This is a genomic window from Thauera sp. GDN1 (assembly GCF_029223545.1).
In the GTDB taxonomy this organism is placed as follows: domain Bacteria; phylum Pseudomonadota; class Gammaproteobacteria; order Burkholderiales; family Rhodocyclaceae; genus Thauera.
Genome location: NZ_CP097870.1, coordinates 2728139 through 2740388 on the forward strand (window position 1 = coordinate 2728139; position 12250 = coordinate 2740388).

The 12250-nt window shown below is 68.3% G+C and carries 11 protein-coding genes; 7 read left to right on the forward strand and 4 right to left on the reverse strand.

Translation table 11 applies throughout. From position 1 onward, the window contains the following. The first annotated feature begins 5 nt into the window (after nt 1–5). From CKCBHOJB_RS12490 to CKCBHOJB_RS12510, 5 genes are all read left to right on the forward strand, one after another. Complete coding sequence (locus tag CKCBHOJB_RS12490) at nt 6–389, forward strand: DMT family protein (RefSeq protein ID WP_281048997.1); 384 nt, start codon at nt 6–8, stop codon at nt 387–389. A gap of 30 nt (nt 390–419) precedes the next feature. Then, nucleotides 420–1058: a deoxynucleoside kinase gene (locus CKCBHOJB_RS12495; RefSeq protein WP_281048998.1), complete on the forward strand. Its 639-nt coding sequence runs from the start codon at nt 420–422 to the stop codon at nt 1056–1058. Nucleotides 1059–1150: 92 nt separating this feature from the next. Continuing rightward, nucleotides 1151–1966 (forward strand): 3-methyl-2-oxobutanoate hydroxymethyltransferase, encoded by an 816-nt coding sequence (gene panB, locus CKCBHOJB_RS12500; RefSeq protein ID WP_281048999.1) that lies wholly within the window; start codon nt 1151–1153, stop codon nt 1964–1966. Between the two features lie 76 nt (nt 1967–2042). Further along, the gene (gene panC / locus CKCBHOJB_RS12505; RefSeq protein ID WP_281049000.1) at nt 2043–2870 is read left to right on the forward strand and encodes a pantoate--beta-alanine ligase; all 828 of its coding nucleotides are present in this window, start codon (nt 2043–2045) and stop codon (nt 2868–2870) included. A gap of 132 nt (nt 2871–3002) precedes the next feature. After that, complete coding sequence (locus CKCBHOJB_RS12510; protein ID WP_281049001.1) at nt 3003–3449, forward strand: CBS domain-containing protein; 447 nt, start codon at nt 3003–3005, stop codon at nt 3447–3449. Between the two features lie 322 nt (nt 3450–3771). On the opposite strand, the gene pepN is transcribed toward CKCBHOJB_RS12510, so the two are convergent. The 4 genes from pepN to CKCBHOJB_RS12530 form a co-directional block, all read right to left on the reverse strand. Then, entirely contained in the window at nt 3772–6447 is a 2676-nt protein-coding gene (pepN, locus tag CKCBHOJB_RS12515; RefSeq protein WP_281049002.1) for an aminopeptidase N, read from the reverse strand. 54 nt (nt 6448–6501) lie between these two features. Beyond that, a complete protein-coding gene (locus CKCBHOJB_RS12520; RefSeq protein ID WP_281049003.1) occupies nt 6502–7398 on the reverse strand; it encodes a universal stress protein in 897 nt (298 codons plus the stop codon). Further along, complete coding sequence (locus CKCBHOJB_RS12525; RefSeq protein WP_281049004.1) at nt 7395–9116, reverse strand: cation:proton antiporter family protein; 1722 nt, start codon at nt 9114–9116, stop codon at nt 7395–7397. Before CKCBHOJB_RS12525 ends, CKCBHOJB_RS12520 begins: the two co-directional genes overlap by 4 nt. Nucleotides 9117–9260: 144 nt before the next feature. Then, on the reverse strand, nt 9261–9788 hold the full coding sequence (locus CKCBHOJB_RS12530; RefSeq protein WP_281049005.1) for an RDD family protein: 528 nt from the start codon (nt 9786–9788) through the stop codon (nt 9261–9263). A gap of 215 nt (nt 9789–10003) precedes the next feature. On the opposite strand from CKCBHOJB_RS12530, the gene CKCBHOJB_RS12535 reads away from it, so the two are divergent. After that, nucleotides 10004–11716 (forward strand): acetolactate synthase 3 catalytic subunit, encoded by a 1713-nt coding sequence (locus CKCBHOJB_RS12535; RefSeq protein ID WP_281049006.1) that lies wholly within the window; start codon nt 10004–10006, stop codon nt 11714–11716. A 31-nt stretch (nt 11717–11747) separates the two neighbouring features. Beyond that, entirely contained in the window at nt 11748–12239 is a 492-nt protein-coding gene (ilvN, locus tag CKCBHOJB_RS12540; protein WP_281049007.1) for an acetolactate synthase small subunit, read from the forward strand. Nucleotides 12240–12250 lie beyond the last annotated feature (11 nt).

Below are 12250 nucleotides of genomic sequence, written 5' to 3' on the forward strand. Positions count from 1 at the left end.
TCGCCATGCCCGCCTGGCTCCAGTCCGCCACCAGCACGCTCGGCGCCAGCCCGGTCTGGGTGCAGACCGCACTGCTGCTCACCGCGTCGAACGTGTTCATGACCTTCGCGTGGTACGGCCACCTCAAGAACATGCAGGGCAAGGCCTGGTACATGGCCGCGCTGGTGAGCTGGGGCATCGCCCTGTTCGAATACCTGCTGCAGGTGCCGGCGAACCGGATCGGCGCGACGGCACTGAGCCTCGCCCAGCTCAAGATCATGCAGGAGGTGATCACCCTGCTGGTGTTCGTGCCCTTCGTCGTGCTGTACATGAAGCAGCCGATCAAGCTTGACTATCTGTGGGCCGCCTTGTGTATGCTCGGTGCGGTCTATTTCATCTTCCGCAGCTAGCGCGGAGCAGCGAACCGGGGGCAGCCACGCATGCTGGACAAGGCGCACTACATCGTCGTGGAGGGCCCGATCGGCGCAGGCAAGACCTCGCTCGCCAGACGCCTGGCCGAACGCCTGCAGGCCGACACGCTGTTCGAGCAGGCCGAATTCAATCCCTTCCTGACCCGCTTCTACCACCAGCCCGAACGCTGGGCGATGGCGACCCAGATCTCCTTCCTGTTCCAGCGCATCGACCAGCTCGCGGGGCTGGGCACGATCGGCGAGGGCCGCCGGGTGGTGTCCGATTTCCTGCTCGACAAGGACCGCCTGTTCGCCGAGCAGAACCTCTCCGAGGACGAGCTCGCGCTCTACCGCCGCATCCACGACAACGTGCATCCGGCCGGCCTGCCGCGGCCCGACCTGGTGATCTACCTGCAGGCCAGGCCCGACACGCTGATGGAGCGCATCCGCAAGCGCGGCCTCGAGGCCGAGCGCCACATCACCGAGTCCTACCTGCACCAGGTCGCCGAGCGCTACACGCGCTACTTCTACCAGTACGACGCCGCGCCGCTCTTCATCGTCGATGCCGGGCAGCTCAATCCGGTCGACCGCGACGAGGATTTCGAGCTGCTGCTCGAGCGCCTGCGCGAGATGCGCAGCTATCGCGAATTCTTCGGTTATGCAGGGTAAGACCTAGCCGAAACCCGTTGCGCATTCGCGGCAATGGACTTGTGCAATGCACCAGTTTGGTGAACACTGCGCCCTCCCTTCAGGAGCGATGAATGAGCTATCTCCAGGACCAGAAGCCCGTCACCCTCTTCGAGCTCGGCAAGATGCGCGCCGAGGGCCGCAGGATCGCCATGCTGACGGCCTACGACGCCAGCTTCGCCGCGCTGCTCGGCCGCGCCGGCGTCGATGCCATCCTCATCGGCGATTCGCTCGGCAACGTGCTGCAGGGGCAGAAATCGACGCTGCCGGTCACACTCGAGCACATGGCCTACCACACCGAATGCGTGGCCCGCGCCGGCGCCCGCCCGTTCGTCATCACCGACATGCCGTTCGGCAGCTACCACGAAAACCCGGAGCAGGCGATGCGCAACGCCGCCCGCCTGATGGCGGCCGGCGCGCAGATGGTCAAGGTCGAGGGCGGTGAGTTCATGGCCGGGACCGTGCGCTTCCTCGTCGAGCGCGGGGTGCCAGTGTGCGCCCACATCGGTCTCACGCCGCAGGCGGTGCATCAGCTCGGCGGCTACCGTGTGCAGGGCCGCAGCGAGGAAGGCGCGGCACGGCTGAAGGCCGATGCCCATGCGCTGGAGCAGGCCGGCGCCGCGCTGATGGTCATGGAGATGGTGCCCGCCGCGCTCGCCGCCGAGATCACCGCCAGCCTGCAGAGCATGGCGACGATCGGCATCGGCGCCGGCGCGGGCTGCGACGGGCAGGTCCTGGTGCTGCACGACATGCTCGGCGTCTTCCCCGGCAAGACCGCGCGCTTCGTGCGCAACTTCATGGACGGTGCCGCCAACATCGAGGACGCGGTGGCGCGCTACGTCGCCGCGGTCAAGGACGGCAGCTTCCCCGCACCCGAGCACTGCTACTGATCTCCGCCGCCCCTGCTCGAGCGCGCAGGGGCGCGAGCCCCCCCGGACCGTATTCCCCCGGACGACATCCGCCACCATGCAGATCCACGACACCATCGACAGCCTGCGCACCGCGCGCGCGCGCGCCGGCAAGGTCGCCTTCGTGCCCACCATGGGCAATCTCCACGAGGGCCACATCACGCTGATGCGCGAGGCCGGCGAGCACGCCGACTGCGTCATCGCCAGCATCTTCGTCAACCGCCTGCAGTTCGGCGCCGGCGAGGACTTCGACCGCTACCCGCGCACCTTCGCCGCCGACTGCGAGAAGCTGGCCGCGGCCGGTGTGGCGCACGTGTTCGCCCCCGACGAGACGGTCATGTATCCGCAGCCGCAGCGCTATCACGTCGATCCCGCACCGGCGCAGGTGTCGATCCTCGAGGGCGAGTTCCGTCCCGGCCATTTCCGCGGCGTGGCCACGGTGGTCATGAAGCTGCTCAACATCGTGCAGCCCGACGTCGCGCTGTTCGGCAAGAAGGACTACCAGCAGCTGATGGTGCTGTCGAACATGGTGCGCGAGATGGCGATGCCGGTCGAGGTGAAGCCGGGCGAGACGGTGCGCGCCGCGGACGGCCTGGCGCTGTCCTCGCGCAACGGCTACCTGAGCGCCGACGAGCGCGCCCGCGCGCCGCTCCTCTACCGCCTGCTCAGCCGCATCCGCGACGCGGTGCGCGCCGGCGACCACGACCTGCTCAAGCTCGAGACCGACGCCTTGGCCGAACTCGCCGCCGCCGGCTGGGAGCCCGACTACATCGCGGTGCGCCGCCGCGCCGACCTGCAGCCGCCGGTGCACATGGACGATCCACTGGTGGTGCTGGCCGCCGCCCGGCTCGGCCGCACCCGCCTGATCGACAACCTCGAGATCTGAGGCCGACGCGGATCAGGGTACGCCCGGCCTTGCATCCGCGCGCACTTCTGGTTACAAAACGAAGACTCGACAATAAAAGTCGCCCGCGCTCCGCGGCGCGCATCTCAACAACGAAAGAGGGGGAGTAGGACCATGATGACGACCGTGAAGCAGATCCTCGAGCAGAAAGGCAGCATCTTCCACGCAGTGCGGCCTACGGACTCGGTCTTCGACGCGCTTTCGCTGATGGCGCAGTTCGACATCGGCTGCGTGCTGGTCACCGACAACGACAAGCTGGTGGGGATCTTCACCGAGCGCGACTACGCACGCAAGGTCGTGCTCAAGGGCCTGGTGTCCCGTGACGTCAGGGTCGGCGACCTGATGACGCACAAGCCCTACACCGTCGGCCTGTCGGGCACCGCCGACGACCTGATGGCCACCATGACCGCGAAGCGCTTCCGCCACATCCCGGTGGTCGAGGACGGCAAGCTGCTCGGCATCGTCACCATCGGCGACATGGTCAAGTCCATCGTCAGCCAGCAGGAAAAGACGATCAAGCAGCTCGAGAGCTACATCGCCGGCGACCTCGCCGCGGAATAGGCCCTGCCTGCGGCGACGCCGCCGCCGCGGTGCGCATGGAAACGCCGGACCGACGGGAGTCGCGTCCGGCGTTGTCGTCTGAACGGCGGCCGCGAGGGGGCACTCCCTTTCGCGGCTGCCGCCGCTCCCACAAGAACCCGGCCACCACCCCGTGGGAGCGACGGAAGTCGCGATTCCGGCCGCGAGCCGTTCGCGGCTGCCGCCGCTCCCACAAGAACCCGGCCACCACCCCGTGGGAGCGACGGAAGTCGCGATTCCGGCCGCGAGCCGTTCGCGGCTGCCGCCGCTCCCACACCGCTCCGGCCGCCGGTGCTTCTCCGCCTCAGTCGCCCAAGGCCTTGCCGACGATCTCGGCGACGTCCGGCGACAGCCCGGGGGCGGCGAGGACGCGTTCGAGCTGTGGGCGGATGCTGGCCTGCAGCGCGGGCGTGAAGTGACGCCAGTTCTCGAGCGCACGTGCCATGCGCGCGGCCACCTGCGGGTTCTTCGCGTCGAGCGCGATCACCTGCTCGGCCCAGAATGCATGCCCGCTGCCGTCGGCGGCGTGAAACTCGCCCGGGTTGGCGCGGAAGAAGGTACCGAGCAGCGCATAGACCTTGTTCGGATTCGACAGGCTGAACGCCGGGTCGCCGAGCAGCGCACGCACGCCCGCGAGCGTCGGCGCAGCCGCGTCGTCCCAGCGCCAGGCGCCGGCCTGCAGCGCGAACCACTTGTCGAGCACGAGGGCGTCGTCGCGATGGCGGTCGTGGAAGGCCTGCAGCGCGGCGGTGCGCCCCAGGCTCGTGCTCTGCACCAGCGCGGCGAGCGCGCCGAAGCGTTCGGTCATGTTGGTGGCAGCGGCGAAGCGCGCCTCGGCGCGCTGCAGGCCCTCGCCATCGCCCGCCGCGGCGAGATAACGCAGCGCCAGGTTGGCGAGCGCGCGACGGCCGGCATCGCCGGGGTGGTAGCGGTACTCGCCGGGCACCTGCATCGCATCGACGACCTTCAGCCAGTCGGCGGCGAGCGTGCCACCGAGCACGCGCATCAGGCGGATCAATGCAGCGCGCAGCACGCCGGGGTCGGCCGGCGACATGCGCTCGAGCAGGTAGGCCTCGCCCGGCAGCGCCAAGGCCTGGGCGCGGAACGCGGGGTCGAGCGCGGCATCGTCGAGCAGCGTGCGGAAGGCGACGAGGAAGGCCTCGGGCACCGCGGCGTCGGCGTCCGCGGCAAGCGCGAGCGCGACGCGCTCGGCGTAGCGCTGCGCGGCGTCCCAGCGGTTGAAGGGGTCGGCGTCGTGCGCCATGCGGAAGGCCAGGCGCGCGTCGTCCTCGTCGAGCTCGAGGATCACCGGCGCGGAGAAACCGCGCAGCAGCGAGGGCACCGGCTCGGCCTCCAGGCCGACGAAGCGGAAGCGCTGCTCGGCCTCGTCCACGCGCAGCACGCGGGTGGTGGCGCCGGGCTGCGCCTCGCCCTCCAGCTGCAGCGGCCGGTCGCGCCCGTCCGCGCCGATCAGGCCGACCGCGACCGGGATCACCAGCGGCAGCTTGGCGTGCTGGCCGGGCGTGGCCGGCGTCGACTGCGCCAGCGTCAGCGTGTAGGTTCCGGAGGCCGCATCCCACTCGCCCTGCGCACGCACGCGCGGCGTGCCGGCCTGCTCGTACCAGCGCATGAACTGGTCGAGGTCGAAGCCGTTGTTGGCTTCCGACATCACCTCGACGAAGTCGTCGCAGGTCACCGCCTGGCCGTCGTGGTAGCTGAAGTAGAGATCCATGCCGTTGCGGAAACCCTCGTGGCCGAGCAGGGTGTGCAGCATGCGGATGACCTCGGCGCCCTTCTCGTACACCGTGGCGGTGTAGAAGTTGTTGATCTCCTGGTAGCTGTCGGGACGGATCGGGTGCGCCATCGGCCCGGCATCTTCCGGGAACTGGGCCGCGCGCAGCACGCGCACGTCGTCGATGCGCTTGACCGCGCGCGCCGAGGCCGCGCCCTCGGGGCCGGCCGCGCGCGCCAGCATGTCGGCGGAGAACTGCTGGTCGCGGAAGACGGTGAGGCCCTCCTTGAGCGTGAGCTGGAACCAGTCGCGGCAGGTGACGCGGTTGCCGGTCCAGTTGTGGAAGTACTCGTGCGCAACCACGCTCTCGACGTTCTCGTAGTCGAGGTCGGTGGCGGTGTCGGGCTTGGCGAGGATGAACTTGGTGTTGAAGATGTTCAGCCCCTTGTTCTCCATCGCGCCCATGTTGAAGTCGGCCACGGCGACGATCATGAAACGGTCGAGATCGAGCTCGAGGCCGAAGGTCTCCTCGTCCCAGCGCATCGCGTGCACCAGCGAATCCATCGCGTGCTCGACGCGATCGAGGTTGCCCGCCTCCACCCACACCTGGAGCAGCACCTCGCGGCCCGACATGGTGGTGACGCGGCGCTCGAGCGCCACCAGCTTCGCCGCGACCAGCGCAAACAGATACGAAGGCTTGGGGAACGGGTCCTCCCACTTCGCGTAGTGGCGGCCCCCGGGCAGCACGCCCTGGTCGACGAGGTTGCCGTTGGACAGCAGCACCGGGCAGGCCTCGCGCTCGGCCTCGAGGGTGACGGTGTAGCGCGCCATCACGTCGGGGCGATCGGGGAAGCAGGTGATGCGGCGGAAGCCCTCGGCCTCGCACTGGGTGAAGAAGCCGCCGTTCGACAGGTAAAGGCCCGACAGCGTGGTGTTGGCGCGCGGATCGATGCGGGTGACGACCTCGACCGTCACCGCATCGCCGCTGGCATCGATCTCGAGCACTCCATCCTGCTCGCGCATCGCCACCGGCGCCGCGCCGTCGACCGTCAGCGACACGCGCTCCAGCGCCTCGCTCCACAGCCGGATCGGCCCCTCCCCCGCGCCGGTCTTGCGCACGCAGCGCATGCGGTTGGTGACCAGCGTGGCCTCGGGATCGAGGCGGAAGTGCAGGTCGACGGTGTCCACCGTCCACGGCAGTGGCCGATAGTCGGCGCGTCGGATCGTCGGGGCGTGTTCAGTCTTCATTTTTTCTCCATCTGCGCCGGAGCGGCGCGACCAGGGCGCGAGTGTACGCCAAGCTCAGGCGCCGGCGCGGTCCGCTACCAGCACGTCGCCCGTGGACTGGGCGAGGATGTGCTTGGTGACACTGCCGAGCAGCATCTCGCCGATCAGGCCCTGGCCGCGCTTGCCGATCACGATCAGGTCGCAGTCCTGCGCCTGCTCGTGATCGAGCACCTGGCTGCTTGCTTCGCCATGGACCACGATGCGGCGTACCCGGTTCTCGTCCAGGGCGGCCTCGGCGACGAGTTCGTTCAGCTTCGCCGTGGCCTCACGGCGCGCATTGACGCGCAGGCTGGAGAGCGCGCTTTCCTCCACCCCGGCGTAGCGCAGCTTGCCTTCGAAGGGCACCTCGAAGGCATGCAGCAGCACGTACTCCGCCTGCGGGGCCACGCGCTGCACCAGGCGCAGCGCATCCAGCGATCGCGGCGAGAAATCCACCGGCACCAGCACGCGCCGGTAGGGTTCGTGCGCCATCTGCTTGACCACCAGCAGCGGACGCGTCGATTTGCGCAGCACGCGCTCGGTGGTCGAGCCGATCAGCAGCTCGCGCATGAATCCGGCGCCGCGCGCGCCCATCACCAGCAGGTCGGCATCGAGCGCATCGGCGTGGTTCGCGATTTCGGTCAGCACGTTGCCGACCACCAGGTGCAGCTCGGCCTGCACGCCCTGGCGCGCCTCGAGCTCGCCGGCGAGCATCGTCACCTCCGCGCGCATCTCGTCGAGCAGCTTCTGCTGCAGGTCGGCGGCACCGGCGTCGATCAGGTGGCGCAGGGCGTCGAGGGCACCGACATTCACCACATGCTGCAGCGACAGCCGCGCGCCCAGTTCGGCGGCGACGAGCGCAGCGCGCACCACCGCATGGCGGGCGAGCGGCGAGAGATCGGTGGCGGCAAGAATGGTGCGGACGGGCGTCATTGTTTCTTCTCCTTGGCAGGCGTCGCGGGCACGTTGGCCGGACCTGCTTCGCCACGGTGCACGTCCTCGAAGGCGATTTCGGCGGCGAAGCTGCGTGCGGCGTAATCCGCCGCGTCGTTGAAGGGGTCGAGCACACGCTGGACACCGGCTGCACCCAGTGCCTCGGCATGCAGGTCGTCGCGCACCACGCCGGCGACGCGTCCCGCGAAGCCCGCCTCCTTCAGTGCGCTGAGGAAGGCGCGGTTGGACTCCCACTGCGGGAAGGTGGTGATCGCCCAGCGTGCATGGCCGAGCGGCAGCGACTCGAGGAAGTTCGGATCCTCGCCGTCGCCGTAGCGCACCGGCTGGCGCAGCTTGTGCATCTCGCGAATGGTCTCGGGGTCGAAGTCCACGCCCAGCACCTCGATGCCGGCGCCGCGCAACTGCTGCATCAGGCGCGCCCCATAGCGGCCGAGACCGAAGATGATGATGTCGGGCTGTCCTGCCGGACGGACCTGGCGCTCCATCGCAAGTTCGCGGAACGGCCGCTTGCGCTCGAACACGCTCAGCATCGGCGCGAGGCGCTCGTACAGCGGCTGCGAGAACAGGATCATGTAGGTCGACATCATGATCGTCACCAGGCCGACCAGGGTGGTCAGGCCGAGCGCCTCGACGCCGACGTGACCCAGGGTGATGCCCATGGCCACGAACACGATCGAGAACTCGCTGATCTGCGCCACGGTGAGGCCGGCGAGGAAGCCGGTGCGCTTGCGGTAGCCCATGTAGCCCATGATCACCATCACGATCAGCGGGTTGCCGATCAGCACGAACAGCGACAGCACCACCGCCGGCCAGACTTCGCCGCCGAGGGTGGAAAAGTCGAGCTTGGCGCCGAGATCGATGAAGAAGAACAGGAGCATGAAGTCGCGGATGCCGGTGAGGCGCGCATTCATCGCCTCCCGGTAGCTGGTCGAGGCGAGCGAGAAGCCCGCCATGAACGCCCCCGCCTCCTTGCTGAAGCCCGCCCATTCGCCGAGCGCGGCCAGGCCGGTGCCCCAGGCGATGGCGAAGATCAGCAGCAGTTCCTGCGAGCGGGCCATGGCTCCGACCAGGCGCGGCAGCACGTAGCGCATCAGCACGTACATCAGCGCCGCGGCCGCGATGAGGCGCAGCATCAGCGAACCCGCGACCTCGACGATCGCCGCTTCGCCGGCGCCGCGCAGCGCGCTCATCGCCATCATCGCCAGCACGACGGCGACGTCCTGCACGATCAGGAAGCCGACCGCGATACGTCCGTGCAGCGAGTCGAGCTCGCGCTTGTCCGACAGCAGCTTGACCACGATGATCGTGCTCGAGAAGGTCAGCGCCACCGCGACGTAGAGCGCCTCCATGAGACCCTTGCCCATCAGTAGGATGAGCACGAAGCCGAACACGATCGTGAAGCCGAGCTGCCCCAGCCCGGTCGCCAGCGCCACCGGACCGATGTGGCGGATGTGGTGGAGATCGAGCTTGAGGCCGACGACGAAGAGCAGCACGGTGACGCCGATCTCGGCGAGCAACGCGACCTGGTCGTGCGCCTTGACGAGGCCGAACACCGCCGGCCCGACCAGGATGCCGACCACGATGTAGGCGATCAGCACCGGCTGGCGCAGGCGGACCGCGATCGCGCCCGCCACCGCCGAGATGATCAGCAGCAGCGCGAACTCGGCATACGGTCCGTGGGCCAGCATGTCGGCCATCGACTTCTCCTGGTCAGGGAACGCGGGAACGCCGCGCGATCCGCGCTCAGCCGCTGCGGCAGGCGCGGATTCGACGCAATATTCGATGCAATGTTAATGCATCGCGCGGAGCCCGGGACCTGCGCGCGCCGTCGGGAAGCCGCGTCAGCCCTTGGACGGCAGCGGCAGCAGCACGATGCAGGTCCCCGCCAGGCGATCGTGCAGAAACTGGCGATCGCGGTCGACCACGGCCCACAGCAGGCCGACGCCGCCCAGCAGCACCGAGGGCCAGGCCAGCGCATAGCGCAGCCAGCAGCGTCCGCGGCCTGCGATCCGCCCGTCGGCGGCATCGACGATCTTCAGCCGCCAGGTCTGCATCGCCAGGGTCTGCCCGCCGCGCCGCCAGTACCAGACGAAATAGACGCCCAACACCACGAACACGTGCAGCCACAGCACCCAGCCCGGAGGTGTGAAGCCGGCGACCGGACCGAGGATCAGGTAGGGCACGAGGAAGGTCAGCGCCAGCACGCCGAGCAGCAGCATCGACTCGTACAGCATCGATGCCAGCCGGCGGCGCAAGCCCGCGAGTTCGGCGAGCGGCCGGGGCGTGCCGGCGACATCCCGTGAAGACGACGAAATGCTGCCGGCCTGCGCCTGCCGAGCCGCGCCGGCCCTGCTTTCCCTGCGGGTCATGGAATCTTCCGGAAACGTCGCGCGCGCCTGCACGCGAAAATGAGCGCAATGAGCGCGAGTACGAGGCCGGACAGTTGCAGGCAATCCGCGGGCGCGCCCGGCCGGGCGCGGACGCCGGATCGGCGACGCGCACGCCCGGCGCAGCCTTGACCAAAACAGCGGCCGCCGGTAACGTTCTGCGTTTGTTCAAACCCCTATTGACGAGCGAGTTCGCGATGGTGCTGTCCGGAGCCGAAATTGTAATCAGGTGCCTGCAGGAAGAAAAGGTCGAGTACGTCTTCGGTTATCCGGGTGGCGCGGTCCTCTTCCTGTACGACGCACTGTTCCAGCAGGACAAGGTCCGCCACGTGCTGGTGCGCCATGAGCAGGCCGCCGTGCACGCCGCCGACGGCTTCGCGCGCAGCACCGAGAAGGTCGGCGTGGCGCTGGTGACCTCCGGCCCCGGCGCGACCAACGCCGTCACCGGCATCGCCACCGCCTACTGCGACTCGATCCCGATGGTGATCATCTCCGGCCAGGTGCCGACCGCGGCGATCGGCCAGGACGCCTTCCAGGAAGTGGACACCGTCGGCATCACCCGACCCTGCGTCAAGCACAACTTCCTGGTGAAGGACGTGCGCGACATCGCGCTGACGATGAAGAAGGCCTTCTACCTCGCCCGCACCGGCCGTCCGGGTCCGGTGCTGGTCGACATCCCGAAGGACGTGTCGATGCACAAGTGCGAGTTCGAGTATCCGAAGGAGATCTCGATGCGCTCGTACAACCCGGTGGTCAAGGGCCATTCGGGCCAGATCAAGAAGGCGGTGCAGCTGCTGCTCGAGGCCAAGCGCCCGATGATCTACACCGGCGGCGGCGTGGTGCTGGCGAACGCGGCCGAGCAGCTCACCAAGCTCACCCGCCTGCTCGGCTATCCGATCACCAACACCCTGATGGGCCTCGGCGGCTATCCGTCGAGCGACCGCCAGTACCTGGGCATGCCCGGCATGCACGGCACCTTCGAAGCCAACATGGCGATGCACTACTCCGACGTGCTGCTCGCCGTCGGTGCCCGCTTCGACGACCGCGTGATCGGCAACCCGGCGCACTTCGCCGAAGAGCCGCGCAAGATCATCCACGTGGACATCGACCCCTCGTCGATTTCCAAGCGCGTCAAGGTCGATGTGCCGATCGTCGGCGACGTCAGGGAAGTGCTCGAGGAAATGATCCGCCAGCTCGAAGCCGGCGAGGCCCGTCCCAATCCCGACGCGCTCGCGGCGTGGTGGAGGCAGGTCGAGGAATGGCGCAGCCGCCGCTGCATGGTGTTCAAGAACTCGGACGAGATCATCAAGCCGCAGTTCGTGGTGCAGAAGCTGTGGGAAGTGACCGGCGGCGACGCCATCATCACCTCGGACGTCGGCCAGCACCAGATGTGGGCGGCGCAATACTACGGCTTCGACAAGCCGCGGCGCTGGCTCAACTCCGGCGGCCTGGGCACCATGGGCGTGGGCATGCCCTACGCGATGGGCGCCAAGCTCGCCAACCCGGACATGCCGGTGGCCTGCGTGACCGGCGAGGCCTCGATCCAGATGAACATCCAGGAACTGTCGACCTGCAAGCAGTTCCGCCTGCCGATCAAGATCTGCAACCTGAACAACCGCTACCTGGGCATGGTGCGCCAGTGGCAGGAGCTGTTCCACGGCGGCCGCTACTCCGAGTCCTACATGGATTCGCTGCCCGACTTCGCCAAGCTGGCCGAAGCCTACGGCCACGTCGGCATCCGCGTCGACCGCCCGGCCGACGTCGAGGGCGCGCTGCGCGAGGCCTTCACCACCTACAAGAACGAGCTCGTGTTCCTCGACTTCCAGATCGACGCGACCGAGAACGTCTATCCGATGGTGCAGGGCGGCAAGGGTCTCACCGAGATGATCCTGTCGGCCGAAGACCTCTGATCGCCACCCACCGATTGCGGAACCCAACACCATGCGTCACGTCATTTCCCTCCTGATCGAAAACGAATCCGGCGCGCTGTCGCGCGTGTCCGGACTGTTCTCGGCCCGCGGCTACAACATCGAATCGCTGACCGTTGCCCCGACCGAAGATTTCTCGATGTCGCGGATGACCATCGTCACCACCGGCTCGGACGACATCATCGAACAGATCACCAAGCAGTTGAACAAGCTGGTCGAGGTGGTCAAGGTCGTCGACATCTCCGAGGCCGCGCACATCGAACGCGAACTGATGCTGGTCAAGGTTCGTGCCACCGGCAAGGACCGCGAGGAGATCAAGCGCACCGCCGACATCTTCCGCGCCCGCATCATCGACGTCACCGACGCCTCCTACGTCGTCGAGCTGACCGGCAACCAGGGCAAGCTGGACGCCTTCATCGGCGCCATCGACCCCGCCCTGATCCTCGAAACCGTGCGCTCCGGCGTCTGCGGCGTCGGCCGCGGCGATCGCGTGCTCAAGGTCTGAACCCTCCCCAC

Coding starts and splice junctions, on each gene's coding strand:
- CKCBHOJB_RS12520 (WP_281049003.1), bottom strand. CDS start 7,398: ATGACGCCCGTCCGCACCATTCTTGCCGCCACCGATCTCTCGCCGCTC.
- CKCBHOJB_RS12490 (WP_281048997.1), top strand. CDS start 6: ATGCCCGCCTGGCTCCAGTCCGCCACCAGCACGCTCGGCGCCAGCCCG.
- panC (WP_281049000.1), top strand. CDS start 2,043: ATGCAGATCCACGACACCATCGACAGCCTGCGCACCGCGCGCGCGCGC.
- pepN (WP_281049002.1), bottom strand. CDS start 6,447: ATGAAGACTGAACACGCCCCGACGATCCGACGCGCCGACTATCGGCCA.
- CKCBHOJB_RS12525 (WP_281049004.1), bottom strand. CDS start 9,116: ATGGCCGACATGCTGGCCCACGGACCGTATGCCGAGTTCGCGCTGCTG.
- CKCBHOJB_RS12510 (WP_281049001.1), top strand. CDS start 3,003: ATGATGACGACCGTGAAGCAGATCCTCGAGCAGAAAGGCAGCATCTTC.
- ilvN (WP_281049007.1), top strand. CDS start 11,748: ATGCGTCACGTCATTTCCCTCCTGATCGAAAACGAATCCGGCGCGCTG.
- CKCBHOJB_RS12530 (WP_281049005.1), bottom strand. CDS start 9,788: ATGACCCGCAGGGAAAGCAGGGCCGGCGCGGCTCGGCAGGCGCAGGCC.
- CKCBHOJB_RS12535 (WP_281049006.1), top strand. CDS start 10,004: ATGGTGCTGTCCGGAGCCGAAATTGTAATCAGGTGCCTGCAGGAAGAA.
- CKCBHOJB_RS12495 (WP_281048998.1), top strand. CDS start 420: ATGCTGGACAAGGCGCACTACATCGTCGTGGAGGGCCCGATCGGCGCA.
- panB (WP_281048999.1), top strand. CDS start 1,151: ATGAGCTATCTCCAGGACCAGAAGCCCGTCACCCTCTTCGAGCTCGGC.